General features: G+C 46.3%; 13 protein-coding genes. 6 read left to right on the top strand and 7 right to left on the bottom strand.

Annotation, left to right across the window (positions count from 1 at the left end):
* Nucleotides 1–336 precede the first annotated feature (336 nt).
* From L5L94_RS03230 to L5L94_RS03220, 3 genes are all read left to right on the top strand, one after another.
* Nucleotides 337–1551, top strand: a complete 1215-nt coding sequence (locus L5L94_RS03230) for a pyridoxal phosphate-dependent aminotransferase (RefSeq protein ID WP_105252462.1) — start codon at nucleotides 337–339, stop codon at nucleotides 1549–1551.
* Nucleotides 1552–1796: 245 nt separating this feature from the next.
* Nucleotides 1797–2384 (top strand): 5'-deoxynucleotidase, encoded by a 588-nt coding sequence (gene yfbR / locus L5L94_RS03225; RefSeq protein ID WP_219250449.1) that lies wholly within the window; start codon nucleotides 1797–1799, stop codon nucleotides 2382–2384.
* A gap of 25 nt (nucleotides 2385–2409) precedes the next feature.
* Nucleotides 2410–3759, top strand: a complete 1350-nt coding sequence (locus L5L94_RS03220; RefSeq protein WP_263161126.1) for an anti-phage deoxyguanosine triphosphatase — start codon at nucleotides 2410–2412, stop codon at nucleotides 3757–3759.
* A 186-nt stretch (nucleotides 3760–3945) separates the two neighbouring features.
* Here L5L94_RS03220 and L5L94_RS03215 read toward each other — a convergent pair whose 3' ends face one another.
* Genes L5L94_RS03215 through zwf form a run of 4 tightly spaced genes read right to left on the bottom strand, consistent with a single transcriptional unit; the run spans nucleotide 3946 to nucleotide 8639 of the window.
* Complete coding sequence (locus L5L94_RS03215; RefSeq protein ID WP_028759995.1) at nucleotides 3946–4587, bottom strand: bifunctional 4-hydroxy-2-oxoglutarate aldolase/2-dehydro-3-deoxy-phosphogluconate aldolase; 642 nt, start codon at nucleotides 4585–4587, stop codon at nucleotides 3946–3948.
* 20 nt (nucleotides 4588–4607) lie between these two features.
* The gene (edd, locus tag L5L94_RS03210; protein WP_263161418.1) at nucleotides 4608–6434 is read right to left on the bottom strand and encodes a phosphogluconate dehydratase; all 1827 of its coding nucleotides are present in this window, start codon (nucleotides 6432–6434) and stop codon (nucleotides 4608–4610) included.
* A gap of 24 nt (nucleotides 6435–6458) precedes the next feature.
* On the bottom strand, nucleotides 6459–7157 hold the full coding sequence (gene pgl, locus L5L94_RS03205) for a 6-phosphogluconolactonase (RefSeq protein ID WP_105252460.1): 699 nt from the start codon (nucleotides 7155–7157) through the stop codon (nucleotides 6459–6461).
* A gap of 9 nt (nucleotides 7158–7166) precedes the next feature.
* The gene (zwf, locus tag L5L94_RS03200; RefSeq protein ID WP_028759998.1) at nucleotides 7167–8639 is read right to left on the bottom strand and encodes a glucose-6-phosphate dehydrogenase; all 1473 of its coding nucleotides are present in this window, start codon (nucleotides 8637–8639) and stop codon (nucleotides 7167–7169) included.
* Between the two features lie 312 nt (nucleotides 8640–8951).
* Here zwf and L5L94_RS03195 point away from each other — a divergent pair, with 312 nt between their 5' ends.
* Together L5L94_RS03195 and pyk are read left to right on the top strand one after the other, a co-directional pair.
* On the top strand, nucleotides 8952–9806 hold the full coding sequence (locus L5L94_RS03195) for a MurR/RpiR family transcriptional regulator (RefSeq protein ID WP_006081563.1): 855 nt from the start codon (nucleotides 8952–8954) through the stop codon (nucleotides 9804–9806).
* 187 nt (nucleotides 9807–9993) lie between these two features.
* The gene (gene pyk / locus L5L94_RS03190; RefSeq protein WP_105252459.1) at nucleotides 9994–11433 is read left to right on the top strand and encodes a pyruvate kinase; all 1440 of its coding nucleotides are present in this window, start codon (nucleotides 9994–9996) and stop codon (nucleotides 11431–11433) included.
* A 243-nt stretch (nucleotides 11434–11676) separates the two neighbouring features.
* On the opposite strand, the gene L5L94_RS03185 is transcribed toward pyk, so the two are convergent.
* Complete coding sequence (locus L5L94_RS03185; protein WP_263161123.1) at nucleotides 11677–13956, bottom strand: acyl-CoA dehydrogenase; 2280 nt, start codon at nucleotides 13954–13956, stop codon at nucleotides 11677–11679.
* Nucleotides 13957–13972: 16 nt separating this feature from the next.
* A complete protein-coding gene (locus tag L5L94_RS03180) occupies nucleotides 13973–14611 on the bottom strand; it encodes a TetR/AcrR family transcriptional regulator (RefSeq protein ID WP_263161120.1) in 639 nt (212 codons plus the stop codon).
* Nucleotides 14612–14831: 220 nt separating this feature from the next.
* Between L5L94_RS03180 and L5L94_RS03175 the strand changes: the two genes are divergently transcribed.
* A complete protein-coding gene (locus L5L94_RS03175) occupies nucleotides 14832–16697 on the top strand; it encodes a M2 family metallopeptidase (protein WP_263161117.1) in 1866 nt (621 codons plus the stop codon).
* 84 nt (nucleotides 16698–16781) lie between these two features.
* Here the strand turns inward: L5L94_RS03175 and smrA are convergent, their stop codons facing one another.
* A complete protein-coding gene (gene smrA / locus L5L94_RS03170) occupies nucleotides 16782–17372 on the bottom strand; it encodes a DNA endonuclease SmrA (protein WP_198573474.1) in 591 nt (196 codons plus the stop codon).
* Between the last annotated feature and the right edge of the window lie 57 nt (nucleotides 17373–17429).

Below are 17429 nucleotides of genomic sequence, written 5' to 3'. Positions count from 1 at the left end.
TAAAATACATTTCCTTCTGTCACGATTAATATGGCTAAGCTAATATAGAGAAATTAAATATGGGTCAGCTAATGAAAACGCATTTTCATCTTTCGAAATGAAAAAACATAAACAAGATTCCCCTACCAACCCAATAGATAAACAATCTTAAAATCATGCCAATATCAGAACATAAAACTTGTGCAGATTTCTTTAATCGACTGTTAAAGCATATTTAACTGAGGGATATTTATAAAAAAAGCGCAATTCTGTGCTTATCCCCCCTTTCATCTGTAATGAAATTTCGTTATGGTGCGCTAACTTAAGCCAAAACTTTATGCATGTTCCGAGGTGTAAATGCGCCCTATCATCAAATCCAACAAGCTGGATACCGTTTGCTATGACATCCGCGGCCCAGTGCACAAGGAAGCCCGACGTTTAGAAGACGAGGGGCATCGAATCCTCAAACTCAACATTGGTAATCCGGCCCCCTTCGGTTTCGAAGCGCCTGAAGAAATTGTGCGCGATGTGATCCTCAATTTACCCAGTGCCCAAGGCTACTGTGAGTCAAAAGGATTATTCTCTGCCCGTAAGGCCATAGTGCAGCATTATCAAGCCCAAGGGATTTTTGGTGTCGATATCGAAGATATCTATATAGGCAACGGCGTTTCAGAACTCATTATGATGGCAATGCAAGGCTTGCTAAATACCGATGATGAGATCTTAATCCCCTCACCAGACTATCCCCTGTGGACAGCAGCGGCGAATCTCGCGGGCGGCAAGGCTGTGCATTATCGCTGCGATGAAGAAGCGGACTGGTTCCCCGATCTCAATGACATTAAAAGTAAAATTTCATCACGTACTCGTGGCATAGTGCTGATTAACCCGAACAACCCAACCGGAGCGGTATACAGCAGAGAATTACTGCTGCAAGTGGTTGAACTGTGTCGTCAACATGATCTGATCCTTTTTGCCGATGAAATTTACGATAAAATTTTATACGACGAAGCCAAGCATATTCCTGCTGCGGGTCTATCAGACGATATTTTAACTGTTACTTTTAACGGCTTATCAAAGGCTTATCGTGCAGCAGGATTTCGTGTTGGTTGGATGATGTTATCTGGCAATCTTAAGGCAGCTAAAAGTTACATCGAAGGCTTAGAAATGCTGTCCTCGATGCGCCTCTGTGCAAACGTGCCCAATCAACATGCGATTCAAACCGCGCTCGGCGGTTATCAGAGTATTAACGAGCTTATTTTGCCTAATGGCCGCCTCACAGTCCAAAGGGATGCCTGTTACGAATTACTTAACCAAATTCCAGGTGTGAGCGTTAAAAAACCCAAGGGCGCACTCTATGCCTTCCCGAAACTGGATATGAAGAAATTCAACCTAAGGGATGATGAGCGTTTAGTGCTGGATTTGCTCAGAGAAAAGAAAATTCTGTTAGTGCACGGCACGGCCTTTAACTGGCCTGAGCCCGACCATTTACGAGTGGTTTTCTTGCCCTATAAAGAAGATCTGAAGAAAGCATTTACCGAGTTTGGTGCCTTCCTCGAAAACTATCGACAATAGAATATCCCTTTAACGGTTTGAGACATAAAGCGATCCTAGTGGTCGCTTTATTTTTAGCTATTTATTTAAATCCTCTACGCTCATGCTCACGTGTCATCCAAGGCTGTGATAATCTAAGACTTCATTAGCGTCAATACTGCCTATTCACTCGTTTCATGTCTTCCAATGCAGCTTGTCGCCTTTCTATTCACTCATTAGCTGGCAAACCATAAGTCATATACTTGCCCACTTTTAACAGGAAAACTATGAGTCACTTATTTGCCCATTTAGCTCGCATGAAACTTATCCAACGCTGGCCTTTGATGTACAACGTTCGCACTGAAAATGTTCAAGAACACTCGCTGCAAGTTGCCATGGTAGCCCATGCACTAGTGATCATTAGTAATAAGAAATTCGGCACGACGCTCGATCCCCATCAAGCCACGAGTCTGGCGATTTTTCACGATGCCAGTGAAATTCTCACCGGTGACTTACCGACGCCAGTGAAATACTTCAATAAAGAAATTGAAGCCGAGTATAAAAAGATTGAGGCGATTGCCGAGCAGCGCATGTTAGATATGGTACCTGAGGAATTTAAAGAAGATTATCGCAATCTGTTCATCAGCGATTACGCCGACCCCGTTTACAAGACCATAGTGAAATCGGCTGATACTCTGTGTGCCTATCTTAAATGCCTTGAAGAAAACCGCGCCGGCAACAGTGAATTCAATACCGCCCGCAAGCGACTTGAAGACATGCTGGCGACGAATCCCGATCCTGCAGTACAGTATTTTATGAACTGCTTTGTACCCAGTTTCACTTTGAATTTAGACGAAATTAACAAGATGCTTTGATTTTCCACCCTCGCTAGGAATGCATATGACTTCAAGTGTTTGGCAAGAACGCCGTCATGGTGAAGATAAACAACGGCGCTTTGATCACCGCAGCCCCTACCAAAGAGACAGGGCGCGTATTCTCCACTCGGCCGCCTTTCGCCGCCTCCAGGCCAAAACGCAAGTGCTCGGCGTTGGCATGAATGACTTCTATCGCACCCGATTAACCCACTCACTCGAAGTCTCGCAAATTGGTACCGGCATAGCCGCGCAGCTCAGGCGCAAATATCCACAACATAAACAACTGCTTTGCTCTATGAGCTTATTAGAGTCCCAGTGCTTGGCCCACGATATTGGTCATCCTCCCTTCGGCCACGGTGGCGAAGTGGCATTAAATTACATGATGCGCGACCACGGCGGCTTTGAAGGCAATGGCCAAACCTTTCGTATTTTATCGAAACTTGAGCCCTACACTTTAGATTTTGGGATGAACTTATGTCGGCGTACCATGCTCGGGATTTTAAAATACCCAGCGCCGCACTCGAAGCTATTTGTCGCGGGCGAGCATAGTGAAATCACCAATCACAGACAGTTAAAACCGTCACAATGGCCGCCGGTTAAGGGCATTTTCGACGATGATAACGACATCTTCACTTGGGTGCTTGAGCCTTTGTCTGAGGCAGATAGCCGTCGTTTTACATCAACTCAGCAAGGCTCACACCCCGCCCTGCACCACTATCCACATCTGCGAACCCAGTTTAAATCCTTCGATTGCTCGATTATGGAACTGGCTGATGACATCGCCTACGCGGTGCACGATCTCGAAGATGCGATTGTGATGGGCATAGTCACAGCGTCCCAGTGGCATCAAGATGTGGCGCCGACACTGACCAACAGCAGTGATGCGTGGATAAAACAAGAGCTGGCAGATATTGGCAACAAGCTGTTTTCCCATGAGCATCACCTGCGTAAAGATGCCATAGGCACACTCGTTAATGGCTTTGTCACCGCCATTGTGATCTCAGAAGATGACGTGTTCGAAGATCCATTATTGCGCTTTAATGCGACGTTAGAGCCAGAATTTGCCATTGCGCTCAATGTGCTCAAGCAACTGGTTTATAAATACGTGATCCGTAAACCTGAGATCCAAATGCTCGAATATAAAGGCCAGCAGATTGTGATGGGCTTATTCGAAGCATTCGCTTCCGATCCCGAGCGTTTACTGCCGCTGAACACCCAAGAGCGCTGGCGCGAAAGTGAGCAACAAGGCTTAAACAGCCACAGAGTCTTGGCGGACTATATTTCGGGAATGACCGATGAGTTTGCGGGGCGACTGTATCAACAGCTATTTAGTCCCAAAGCGGGTTCGAATGTGGAACTGAGCAAGGAAATGTAGGCAAGCAGACATTGCGCTGCCCGACTTGCTATAAAGCCAGACCGTTTGTAAATGTGCGAGTTTCTATAAAAGCTAGACTTTCTATAGCGCCAGCTATCATAGCCATTCTTTATCAAAGGCTAAAGATGAAAGACAAAAAACCACCTTACGGTGGTTTTTTATTTTTGTCGCTATTTCAAGCTCGACTTATAAAGCGCCGATGGCGTCTTTACAAAGCTGAGTGATACGATCCCAATCGCCGTGTTCCATTGCATCCGTTGGCGCAATCCAGCTGCCACCAATACAATCGACGTTTTTCAGCGCTAAATAATCTTTATAGCTGCTTGGCGTAATGCCACCTGTTGGGCAGAAGCGAATATCCGCTAGCGGACCCGAGAAGGCTTTCAGTGCATCCACACCACCCGAGGCTTCGGCTGGGAAGAATTTAAAGTGGGTGTAACCGAGCGCCATACCCGTCATCACTTCTGAAATGCTCGCAACCCCTGGAATTAAAGGGATTGGACCATGCATACCCGCTTTGAGCAGTTCAACCGTTGCACCTGGGGTAATAATAAACTGCGCACCCGCGGCAATCGCAAGATCAAGCTGAGCTTCGTTTAAAATAGTACCCGCGCCCACTAAGGCCTCTGGCACTTCTTTGGCGATTTTAGTGATAGCTTCGAGTGCACAAGGAGTACGCAAAGTCACTTCTAATACGCTAATGCCGCCGGCAACCAGTGCTCGCGCTAATGGCACCGCATGTTCAATCTTGTTAATCACCATAACAGGAACAATAGGGCTGCGTTTAAAAATATCTTGTGGCTGTAGTGACCAGTTATTCTCAAGCATTGCGTTATTCTTCCTTTGTATTAATAAAGTTCATCGATGGCATTAGTACAACGCGCACCAGTTTCTGGACTACTTAGATTTGAACGTAGCGCACTAAATAACTCTCGGCCCATGCCATAACGTGAGCGATGTAAATCCACAATTCCCGCGGCTCTGGTGGCAAGTTCAGCTTCAGATACAAGCAAGCTCAGTTCGCCAGTTAACGCATCGACACGGATCAAGTCGCCATCTTGGACTTTGGCAATTAAACCGCCATCTAAGGCTTCTGGCGTTAAATGAATGGCCGCAGGGACTTTACCCGACGCGCCAGACATACGACCGTCGGTCAGCAGCGCGACTTTAAAGCCTTTGTCCTGAAGCGTTCCCAATAATGGGGTTAACTTGTGCAGTTCTGGCATACCGTTAGCTTTCGGGCCTTGACCTTTAACCACCACAACACAATCTCTATCCAAAGCACCGGCTTGGAACAAGGCATCGAGTTTGTTTTGATCGTCAATCACCACAGCGGGCGCTTCAACGACACGATGTTGTGCTTGTACTGCAGACACTTTGATCACAGCGCGGCCTAAATTACCTTTGAGTAATTTTAAGCCACCGTTGCCTTGGAAAGGCGATGCGACTGACGTTAACACTTCAGTATCTAAGCTAGTCGTTGGACCATCGACCCAGCGCAGTTCACCGTCGAGCAACCTTGGCTCTTGGGTATAACGGCGTAAACCAAAGCCCGCAACGGTATTTACATCTTCATGCAATAGACCCGCATCGAGCAATTCTTTGATTAAGTACGCCATGCCACCGGCTGCATGGAAATGATTAATATCGGCATGACCGTTTGGATACACGCGCGCCACTAATGGTACAGCATCGGATAATTCAGAAAAATCATCCCAGTTCACAATAATACCGGCAGCACGAGCCGCGGCGACTATGTGCATCGTCAAGTTAGTAGAACCGCCAGTAGCCAAAAGTGCCACAATGCCGTTAACCACAGATTTTTCGCTGACCACTTCACCGATTGGGGTATATTGGGTGCCCATTTCGGTTAAACGACACACTTGCTTAGCTGCCATCTTATTTAACGCTTCGCGCAGTGGATCATCAGGATTCACAAAAGATGAGCCAGGTAACTGCAGACCCATCACTTCAAGCATCAACTGATTCGAGTTTGCCGTGCCGTAGAAAGTACAGGTTCCCGCACTGTGGTAAGACTGGGCTTCAGCTTCTAATAGCTGAGCACGGTCTACTTTACCTTGGGCAAATTGTTGACGAATACGGGCTTTTTCTTTGTTCGGGATACCTGATTTCATCGGCCCTGCCGGCACGAATAACATAGGTAAGTGACCAAAGCTTAAGGCACCTATGAGTAAGCCTGGAACGATTTTATCGCAAATGCCGAGCAGTAAAGCGCCATCGAACATATTGTGAGACAAACCCACAGCCGTTGCCATCGCAATCACTTCACGACTCAGTAAGCTCAATTCCATACCGGGTTGACCTTGAGTCACACCATCACACATGGCTGGAACACCGCCTGCCACTTGTGCAACACTGCCGACTTCCTGACAGGCTTTTTTCAGCAATTCAGGATAGCTTTCATAGGGTTGGTGCGCAGATAACATATCGTTAAATGCCGTCACTATACCGATGTTCGCCTTATTCAATTGACGCAATGCATTTTTGTCGTCTGGATTACAGGCGGCAAAACCATGGGCTAAGTTGCCACAGCTCAATGAGCTACGGTGTACACCATGGTTACGGGCATCATTCAATGCGGCGAGATAACCTTCACGTGACGCTTTGCTACGGACAATAATTCTGTCGGTAACAGCTTGAACTACTGAGTGTATTTCTACTGAGTGCATAGTGACTCCTTAAGCGCTCCAGAACACATCAACGGGCGTTTTACGCTGCGCTAATACGGCTCTGATAGGCATAGCATGGACATCATCACTTTCTAACGCTTGACGATATACGGATAATTTCTGTTCCCCGACCAAGTGCAGATAAATTTGTCTGCTGTTCAAAATCGCACTCTTAGAGAGCGTAATTCTGCCATGGGGCGCTGTGGTGGGGTTCGTCGCCACACACAGGGCTTGGGTTGTGAGCGCATTTTCAAGCTCAGCACTGCAGGGAAACCAAGAGCAGGTATGACCATCGTTACCCATGCCTAACACCACCACATCAAAAGGACGTGGGAAGTTAGACAAGGACTCTGCGGCCATATCGGCGCCCGCTTCTGCGGTCGAAAACATGTTTTTTAAACCGCGGAATTTGGCATTTGCCGCACGGTTTTGTAATAAATGTTCACGCACGAGACGCTCATTAGAAGCATCGGCGTCGGCTTCAACCCAGCGCTCATCGGCAAGCGTGATATAAACATCACTCCAATCGATGGATTTCATGCTCAATAGTTGAAATAACTTAAGCGGCGTCGAACCACCGGAAACCACTAAGCTCGCTTTTCCGCGGGCATCGACGGCTTCCTGCAACTGGCTCGCAATTCTATTCGCAAGCTGTTGTTCTAACGCACTTGGCGTATCGAAAGATTTGAATACGGTTTCTTTAATCATCAAAGTCTCCTACTCGTCCCACGAACGGCCATCTTTGGTGATCAAAGCAACTGACGCAACTGGACCCCAAGTACCCGCAGGATAAGGTTTTGGTTTTTCGTTGCTTTGTTCCCACGATTGGATAATGCCATCCACCCAAGTCCATGCCTGTTCGACTTCGTCGCGGCGCACGAACAGCGCTTGATTACCGAGCATAGCTTCGAGTAATAGACGCTCATAGGCATCGGCGATACGTTCATTTTTAAAGGTATCGGAGAAGCTCAAATCGAGTTTAGTGGTTTGTAGACGTTGTTTTTGCTCCAAACCTGGTACTTTGTTCATCATCTGGATTTCAACCCCTTCATGGGGCTGCAGACGGATCGTCAGCTTGTTCGGTGGCAGATTACGGTAGCTTGAGCGATATAAGTTATGCGGTGGGTTTTTGAAATACACCACAATTTCAGAGCTCTTAAACGGCATACGTTTACCGCTACGTAAATAGAAAGGCACGCCCGCCCAACGCCAGTTGTCGATATCCACACGAATAGCCACAAAGGTTTCTGTGTGTGATTGAAGGTTGGCGCCTTCTTCTTCTAAATAACCCGGGACTGGGCTGCCCTTTAAGAAGCCTGCGCTGTACTGACCGCGTACGGTATTTTCATACACATTGTCTGAATTAATCGGACGCAGTGATTTAAGTACTTTAACTTTTTCATCACGGATGCTGTCAGCGTCTAAGTTAACGGGTGGGTCCATAGCAACGAGCGTTAACACTTGCAGCAAATGGTTTTGGATCATGTCGCGCATCTGACCCGCTTTGTCGAAGTAACCCCAACGGCCTTCGATGCCCACTTCTTCTGCGACTGTGATCTGGACGTGGTCAATCGTACGATTGTCCCACTTAGAGGCAAATAAAGAGTTAGCAAAACGCAGTGCAATCAAGTTCTGTACGGTTTCTTTACCTAGGTAATGGTCGATACGGTAAACCTGACGTTCTTTGAAGTAAGCGGAAACTTGGTCATTGATAACGCGAGAAGAGTCTAAATCTGAGCCGATGGGCTTTTCGAGCACCACGCGTGAATCTGGGTGGATAAGATCTTGTTCATGCAAACAACGGCAAATGTCGCCGAATATTGCAGGTGGCGTAGCAAAGTAACTGACCATAACGCGCTCTTCTGGTTTGAGCAGATCATGGAAGGCACTGTAGCCCGCTGAATCGGTAAAGTTAGTGCCTATATAGTGGCAGCGGGACAGAAAACGTTGGAGAGTCTCTTCGCACAAAGGCTCTTTCACGAAGGTGTTTAATGCAAGCGTGACTAATTCGATAAACTCATCTTGAGTAAACTCGTCTTTCGCGACACCGATCACTTTCGTATCTTTATCGAGAAGTTCAGCTTTATCTAGCTGGTATAAAGAAGGTAACAACTTGCGTCGTGCCAAATCGCCTTTAGTACCAAAGAGTACGAAGTCACAAGCTTTGGCGCCTGATGTTGTTTTGCCCATTGCGTTACGATCTCCTTTGTATGTCGTGTCCCTTCATGTCGATGAAGAAATCCACACTTTTGTTGTAATATAACAACAGAATTTGTTAAATGCATCTATTTTTATAAATATTAACATTCTTGCTAACTAGTCACTTGCTGCATAAATCTGATATGCTTTTTGTGCTTAAATTACTGAAGGTAGTAAAGTCTTATTTCAAAATTGTACTGAAAAGTTACTACATAGAGTCTATTAGTGGGCCGCCAGTCTTGATCTGCTCCCACGAAATAAAAATAAATAAAATTACATTCTCAATTTAGCGGACATACGCGTATGAATACCCTAGAAAAGGTTCAAAAAAGCCTCACCCATTTTAGTAAATCAGAACGCAAAGTTGCAGAGGTGATCTTAGCATCACCACAGACAGCTATACATTCTAGCATCGCCACACTGGCTAAGATGGCAGATGTCAGTGAACCTACTGTGAATCGTTTCTGCCGCCGCTTAGATACTAAAGGTTTCCCTGATTTTAAGTTACATCTAGCGCAAAGTCTTGCGAACGGTACACCTTATGTGAGCCGCCACGTTGAAGAAGATGATTCAACTGAGTCTTACACGACAAAAATATTCGAATCTTCAATGGCTTCGCTCGATACTGCACGTCAAAGTCTAGATATTTCAGCCATTAATAAAGCCGTTGATATTCTCACTCAAGCTAAGACTATTTCCTTTTTTGGCCTAGGCGCATCCGCTTCAGTTGCCCATGACGCGCAAAATAAATTCTTCCGCTTTAATGTGCCTGTCATCTGTTTTGACGATGTTCTAATGCAACGCATGAGCTGTATTAACAGTAATGAGGGCGATGTGGTGGTATTGATTTCCCACACTGGCCGCACTAAGTCATTGATTGAAATAGCGCGTTTAGCGAGAGAAAATGGTGCAGCTGTGATTGGTATTACCGCCCGTAACTCGCCTTTGTCAATGGAATGTACACTGCCCGTGACAATGGAAGTGCCAGAAGATACTGACATGTATTTACCTATGGCCTCGCGTTTAGCCCAATTAGTCACTATAGATGTATTGGCAACGGGTTTTACCTTACGTAGAGGCCCACGTTTCCGCGATAATTTGAAACGAGTGAAAGAAGTGTTAAAAGAGTCTCGCATCAATAAAGATCCGATACTGTAACTCACTTCCTTTTCTAAAAATGGCTAGCGTTGATCCTTAACCTAGCCATTTATCGTACAAATATCAGCGATACCTCACAATTTTCATACATAACTTTAGATCAATTTGATTGTAACTTTACTACAAAATTTGGAATTGCATGGTAATATAGTCCCAAGATTTTTTTTAACTTTAACGGAGTATCCTTATGTTCCGCAGAACCAAAATCGTCACCACTCTAGGTCCCGCTACCGATCGTGATGATAATCTACGCCGCATCATCGCGGCAGGTGCAAACGTTGTACGTCTTAATTTCTCCCACGGTTCCCCCGAAGATCATCTAAAACGAGCAACTCAAGCGCGCGAAATCGCTAAAGAGTTAGGCGTTCATGTGGCCATTCTCGGTGACTTACAAGGCCCTAAAATCCGCGTTTCTACTTTCAAAGACAATAAGAAAGTACAACTCGTATTAGGTCAAGCCTATGTACTTGATGCCGAGTTAGCCAAAGGTGAAGGCGACGAGACCCAAGTGGGTATCGATTACAAGCAATTGCCAGACGATGTGACTGTTGGTGATATCCTGATGTTAGATGATGGCCGTGTTCAATTACGCGTTGAGCGTGTTGAAGGCCGTAAAGTGCATACCACAGTGACTGTGGCAGGCCCTTTATCTAACAACAAAGGTATTAACAAACAAGGCGGCGGACTTTCTGCTGCTGCGCTGACCGAAAAAGACAAGGCTGACATTCTCACTGCAGCAATGATCCAAGTGGATTATTTAGCCGTGTCTTTCCCGCGCAGTGGTGCTGACTTGGACTATGCACGCGATCTTGCCCGTCAAGCAGGTTGTAATGCGTTGATCGTTGCTAAAGTTGAACGTGCTGAAGCGGTTGCGACCGATGCCGCTATGGATGATGTGATCTTAGCGTCTGACGTTGTTATGGTTGCCCGTGGTGACTTAGGTGTTGAAATTGGTGATGCTGCACTCGTTGCGGTGCAGAAGAAGTTAATCGCCCGTTCACGCCAACTGAATAAAGTCGTCATCACTGCCACCCAGATGATGGAATCGATGATTTCAAGCCCAATGCCAACCCGCGCCGAAGTGATGGACGTGGCGAACGCTGTGCTTGATGGTACCGATGCTGTGATGTTATCTGCTGAAACTGCTGCCGGTGACTTCCCAGAAGAAACCGTTAAGGCAATGGCAAACGTGTGTGTTGGCGCTGAATCTCACCCAAGTGTGATTGTGTCTAAGCATAGATTAGATGTGCGTTTCACTTCAGTTGAAGAGACCATTGCGCTATCAACTATGTATGCAGCAAACCACCTAGAAGGCGTTAAGGCGATTATCGCTCTGACTGAATCGGGTGCAACACCACAGTTGATGTCTCGTATCAGTTCTTCACTGCCAATCTTGGGTTTATCACGTCACGCAACAACCTTAGCCAAAATGGCCTTGTACCGCGGCGTGTTGCCAATCTACTTCGATTCAACTATCCACCCAGCCGATGAGCTAGCGCAAAAAGCGTTAGAAGCATTAACTGCGGCTGGTTATTTGAATAGCGGTGATATGGTGCTGATGACCAAAGGCGATGCAATGGAAACCATCGGCGGCACTAACACCTGTAAAGTGTTGATCGTAGCTTAAGTTGCTTAAGCTTCTTCTAACAACTCAAGCTCGTTAGAAAAAAGCCAATAAAAAACCACCTCATGAAGGTGGTTTTTTTATATTGACTGTTTTCTGTAAGTGCAGATTTCTGTTGGTGCTGATTTATCGGTCTCTCATTGCTGGGGGAAATCTAAGCGGCCCAAGCGGAGTAGCCATCGAACTTAACACCGCTTAGACCAAACTGCACTAACATTAAACGCTAACATTAAACGCTAACAATCACTATAACGCTTCGAAATCATTCACATTAATTGCCGCTAAGCGCAGCTTATCAGCATGCTGTAACTTTTGATCTTCGTCGGCAGTAATAACGCCAGTCTCGAGTGCTTTTGCAAACAAGACTTGATTAGGCACTTTTGCTGGCAACTCACCGGCACGCTGCGCTTTCTTCAGTTTTTTATAGATATCTTTACAGGCATATTGCGCGATAAATGCTTGCTCAACTTCAGCAATACCGCCCTTATCCCCTTCAAATTCAGGACATAGGAAAGTAATACGTTCACGAGCAGGGCCAGGTTTCAACATGCCGCTAACTAAATCGGTCGCCATTTTGTCGCTCGGTGCAGTGAAGTGATTACCCAGCGGAAAGATTAAGCCACGCAGTAACCATGCCACAGGACGGCTCGGGAAGTTACGAATCGTGTCTTCCAACGCTTTCGCCGCCAAGTGCAAACGATTAGCCATTACATAACGTACCGCAGGCAAATCGTCCTGTTGACGGCCATTATCTTCAAACAACTTCAAGGTTGCTGAGCCTAAATATAACTGGCTGAGCACATCACCCATACGTGCTGAGAGCATTTCTTTGCGTTTTAAATCGCCGCCCATGATCAGCATTGATAAATCTGTCATTAAGGCTAATGCAGACGAAATACGCGACATATCTTTATAGTACTGCTTAGTTTCACCGCTCACTGGCGCACTGCCAAAACGGCTACCGCTTAACGCGCTAAACAAAGCACTGAAAGCATTACGCGTGGCATAACCCATGTGACCCATTAATAACGCATCAAAACGCTCTAAGGCTTCATGTTGGTTTTCCATCGCTGCGGCTTCCATTTCGGCAAGTACGTAAGGATGGCAGCGAGTCGCACCTTGACCAAAAATCATCAAGGAGCGGGTTAGAATGTTCGCGCCTTCCACAGTGATCGAAATTGGATTCGACATATAAGGGTGGCCTAAATAGTTTTTAGGTCCTAATTGAATGCCCTTACCCGATTGAATATCCATGGCATCGTTCATCACTGAACGGCCTAATTCAGTCATGTGGTACTTAGCTATCGCGGTCACGACCGAAGGTTTGACTTTTAGATCGATACCCGTGGTTGTTAAACGACGCGCAGCTTCTAACTGATAAGTGTTGGCAATAACACGTGCCAGCGCTTCTTGCACCCCTTCAAACTGGCCAATTGCCATACCAAACTGGTGACGCACATAGCTGTAAGCCGTTGTCGTCTTCGTCGCCATGTGACCAGAAGCCGTTGCCAATGCTGGCAATGAAATACCGCGGCCCGCTGACAAACACTCAACCAGCATACGCCAGCCTTTACCGGCAAACTCAGGGCCACCGATAATCCAATCGAGCGGAATAAACACTTCTTTACCTTGAGTAGTACCGTTCATAAACGCCATTCCCAGCGGATTATGACGACGACCAATCACCACACCAGGATGATCCGTTGGGATCAACGCACAGGTAATGCCTAAGTTTTTCTTATCGCCAAGCAGACCTTCAGGATCGCGCATTTGGAACGCTAAACCCAGAACTGTTGCTACAGGCGCCAGCGTGATATAACGCTTATCCCAGGTAAGTTTAAGCCCAAGCATTTCTTCGCCGTTGAAAGTATCACGACACACAATACCTACATCGGGGATAGCGCCGGCATCACTGCCCGCTTCTGGACCAGTTAATGCAAAACAAGGAATTTCATCGCCTTTAGCTAAAGCAGGTAACCAACGTTCTTTCTGCTCATTCGTACCATAATGGGTTAGCAACTCACCAGGGCCTAAAGAGTTAGGCACCATTACGGTCACGGCGGCGCTTACGCTACGGCTGGCTAATTTGCTGACAATGGTCGAGTTTGCATAGGCAGAGAAAGCTTTACCACCAAATTTCTTCGGAATAATCAGTGCGAAGAAACCTTCTTTCTTAAAGTATTCCCACAGCTCTGGCGGTAAATCCTTGCGGTTATGCACTATGTCGAAATCATCGATCATCGTCAGTGCTGTCATTACTTGATTATCAATAAAGTCTTTTTCTTCTGCAGTTAGCGTGGGTTTGCCATAGCTATGCAAGGTATTCCAGTTAGGATTTCCGCGAAATAACTCCCCTTCCCACCAGACATCACCCGCTTCCATCGCTTCACGCTCGGTATCTGAAAGTGGCGGCAAGACCTTCTTGAAAAAACTAAAAACTGGGCGGGTAATAAACTGCATCCGGATATTTTTCACCGCAAACAACACGACAATGGCTATCAGGGCAAGAATTATAATCGTCAACATTATCAAGACCTTTTAATTAAGAAGAAACGGGGACTGATACGCCAGCCGCCATGTAGGGGATCACTTTACGGATCACGGCTTCGATGTCGTTATGCTCACCAAACTCAGCAGCAGCAATGTCATTTAGGGCATCAGCGGACGCCATAGTGAACACGATAGTGCCTAAGGTAAAGTGTAAGCGCCAAAACATTTCAGCGGGTGGAATATGTGGTGCACTGGCCGACACGGCTTTAACAAAAGCATCGAGATGCTGGCCGTAATGGGTAGTAATAAACCAACGTAAATGCCCTTGGCTTTCGATATAGCCACGGCCTAAAAGCTGCAGGAAGATCGTGGTACCTTCGGTACGTAGCGCGTTTAAATCCAATAAAGGATCGACCAAAGAAGACAGGATCTCTTCGAGTTTAGCTTGTGCTGGAGCGGCATTTAAACGGTGAATTTGGCTTGAAGCAGCAGGCATAAATACGTCTAAATAGCGGGCTAACACTGCACGGATCAGCTCTTTTTTAGAACCAAAGTGATAATTGACCGATGCTAAATTCACCTCAGCTTTGCTGGTAATGAGTCGCAAGGAAGTCTCAGAAAAGCCCCGTTCGGCGAACAGTTTTTCTGCGGCATCAAGTATTCTAGTTTTTGTATCGGATCGACTTGCCATTCCGTGACCTTGAATTAATTTAAAACACTCGTTTAAATTAAACATTGGCACCACGGATGTCAAACTAAAATTGGACAAATTCACCGCTTTCTAGTCTGTGATACAAGTGGTATGTCATACATGTCCGAATAAGTGTTAAAAACAAGTCAATTAACCCTTGTGCAATAACCCTGTGGTTTAGGTAAACTGTGTAACACAAAAACAACAAGGACAACTAGACATGGTTATTTCATTGAATCGTCGCAGTAAAATCGCGCTCACAGTGGCACTCTCGCTGGGATTAACGGCCTGTAATGATCCACAAAGTAAAACAGACAAGACAGCTACTGCAGAAGCAGCTGTCATCAATACCGCCCCAGATAAAGCACAAGCCATTGCTTTTATTAATGATGCTGAAGCCAAGATGGCCGAATTATCGATTGAATCTAATCGCGCCGAGTGGATTTACAGCAACTTTATTACTGATGATACCGCGGCCCTTTCTGCCGCAGTCGGCGAAAAGGTCAGTGCAGCGTCGGTAAAATTTGCAACAGAGGCGGCTAAGTACGCCAATGTGGAACTCGATCCCATTAATGCCCGCAAGCTCAATATCCTGCGCAGTGCGTTAGTGTTACCCGCGCCGCTCGATCCTGCGAAAAATACCGAGCTGGCGCAAATTAGTTCAGAATTAAATGGCTTGTACGGCAAAGGAAAATACTGTTTTGCCGACGGCAAGTGTATGACTCAGCCTGAGCTATCGAGCTTAATGGCCGAATCACGTGATCCCGTAAAATTACTGGAAGCGTGGAAAGGCTGGCGTGAAATAGCTAAACCCATGCGCCCCTTGTTTCAACGCGAAGTTGAACTGGCCAATGAAGGCGCAAAGGATCTCGGTTATGCCAACCTGTCTGAACTATGGCGCAGTCAATACGATATGAAGCCCGATGACTTTTCACAGGAACTCGACCGTCTTTGGGGCCAAGTTAAGCCACTTTATAAGTCCTTGCATTGCTACGTGCGGGGAGAATTGAATAAAGAGTACGGCGATACCGTCGCGCCGACCACAGGCCCCATCCCGGCACACTTACTTGGCAACATGTGGGCCCAGCAATGGGGTAATGTGTATGATCTCGTCGCCCCAGACAATGCCGATCCGGGTTACGATGTCACTGAGTTACTCGCAAAGAAAGGCTATGACGAGCATAAAATGGTGAAACAAGCCGAAGGCTTCTTCACATCATTAGGGTTCGCACCATTGCCAGAAAGTTTTTGGGCACGTTCTCTATTCGTTCAGCCAAAGGACCGTGATGTGGTTTGTCACGCTTCGGCGTGGGATCTCGATAATCTCGACGATATCCGCATTAAAATGTGTATCCAAAAAACTGCCGAAGATTTTAGCGTTATCCACCACGAACTTGGGCATAACTTCTATCAACGCGCTTATAAGCAACAACCATTCCTGTTTAAAAACAGCGCTAACGACGGTTTCCATGAAGCCATTGGTGACACAATTGCACTGTCGATCACCCCAAGCTACTTAAAGCAAATCGGCTTATTAGAAGAAGTACCTGATGCATCTAAGGATATCGGCCTCTTACTAAAACAAGCCTTAGACAAAATTGCTTTCTTGCCCTTTGGCCTGATGATAGATCAGTGGCGCTGGAAAGTGTTTAGCGGCGAAATCACGCCTGCCCAATATAACCAAGCTTGGTGGGATCTGAGGGAAAAATACCAAGGCGTCAAAGCACCGACTGAACGTAGTGAAGCAGATTTTGACCCGGGTGCTAAATACCATGTACCAGGCAATGTACCCTACACCCGTTACTTCCTAGCGCATATTTTGCAATTCCAATTCCATCAAGCGCTGTGTGAAACTGCAGGCGATAAAGGTCCGGTACACAGATGCAGTATTTATGGTAATCAAGCAGCGGGAGAGAAACTCAATAAGATGCTCGAGTTAGGCTTAAGTAAACCTTGGCCAGAAGCATTGAAAGAAGTCACCGGCAAAGAAGCCATGGATGCAAAAGCGGTGCTCGATTACTTCGCCCCACTTAAAACATGGTTAGATGAGCAAAATACCACCGCAAACCGCCAGTGTGGTTGGTAAGGGTTCATTAAATCATCACCCAATAACATAAAACAAAATGCCCAATAAAATTGGGCATTTTTATTCAATCCTTATTTGTTTAATCTAACGCCATCCCATTCCTTTACGATTGGCTTCACGGTTTTCAAGCTTAAGCTGTTCTGACTTAGTTAACATCACATAAAGTGCCCCAGCACCGCCCTGCTCGGTTTTCGCCGAATGATAGGCAAGCACCATGTCGAGTTGTGATAACCAATAGCACACAGCTGATTTGAGCAATCCTGCAAAGGGTTGACTCTGATAGCCTTTACCGTGGATCAACATGACACAGCGTTCACCATGTGCCTGCGCTGCCAGTAAATAGTTAAGGACGGCATCACGAGCTTGGTTTAACCGATAAGCATGCACATCAAGCTCCATCTTGATGCTGTATTGCCCCATTCGCAGTCGTTTAAAAACGCCGCCTTGTACCCCCTCACGCTTAAAGCTCACAATGTCATCTGGCGCTTGCTGTGGAAACGCTTTTAAATCCAGTGGCATACACGCTAGGAAGGCTTCCCGTTGTAAAGCATCGCGTCTGTGTATTTGCTCAGCCGTCAACGCTTTCGGTGCTAAATTTACCACTGGCATATCGCCTTTTAGTGGCACGACTCCAGCCATTTCCTCAAAAAACAGTGCTGATTCATCATCCAGCATGGCAAGCTCCTTTACTTCACACTCTTGTACAGAAACACACTTTGTAAACATTCAAGG

The sequence above is a fragment of the Shewanella sp. SM21 genome, from assembly GCF_025654335.1.
Classification (GTDB): domain Bacteria; phylum Pseudomonadota; class Gammaproteobacteria; order Enterobacterales; family Shewanellaceae; genus Shewanella; species Shewanella oncorhynchi.
The sequence above is the reverse complement of the archived record's forward strand: the minus strand, read 5'-3'. Positions and strand labels throughout refer to the sequence as shown.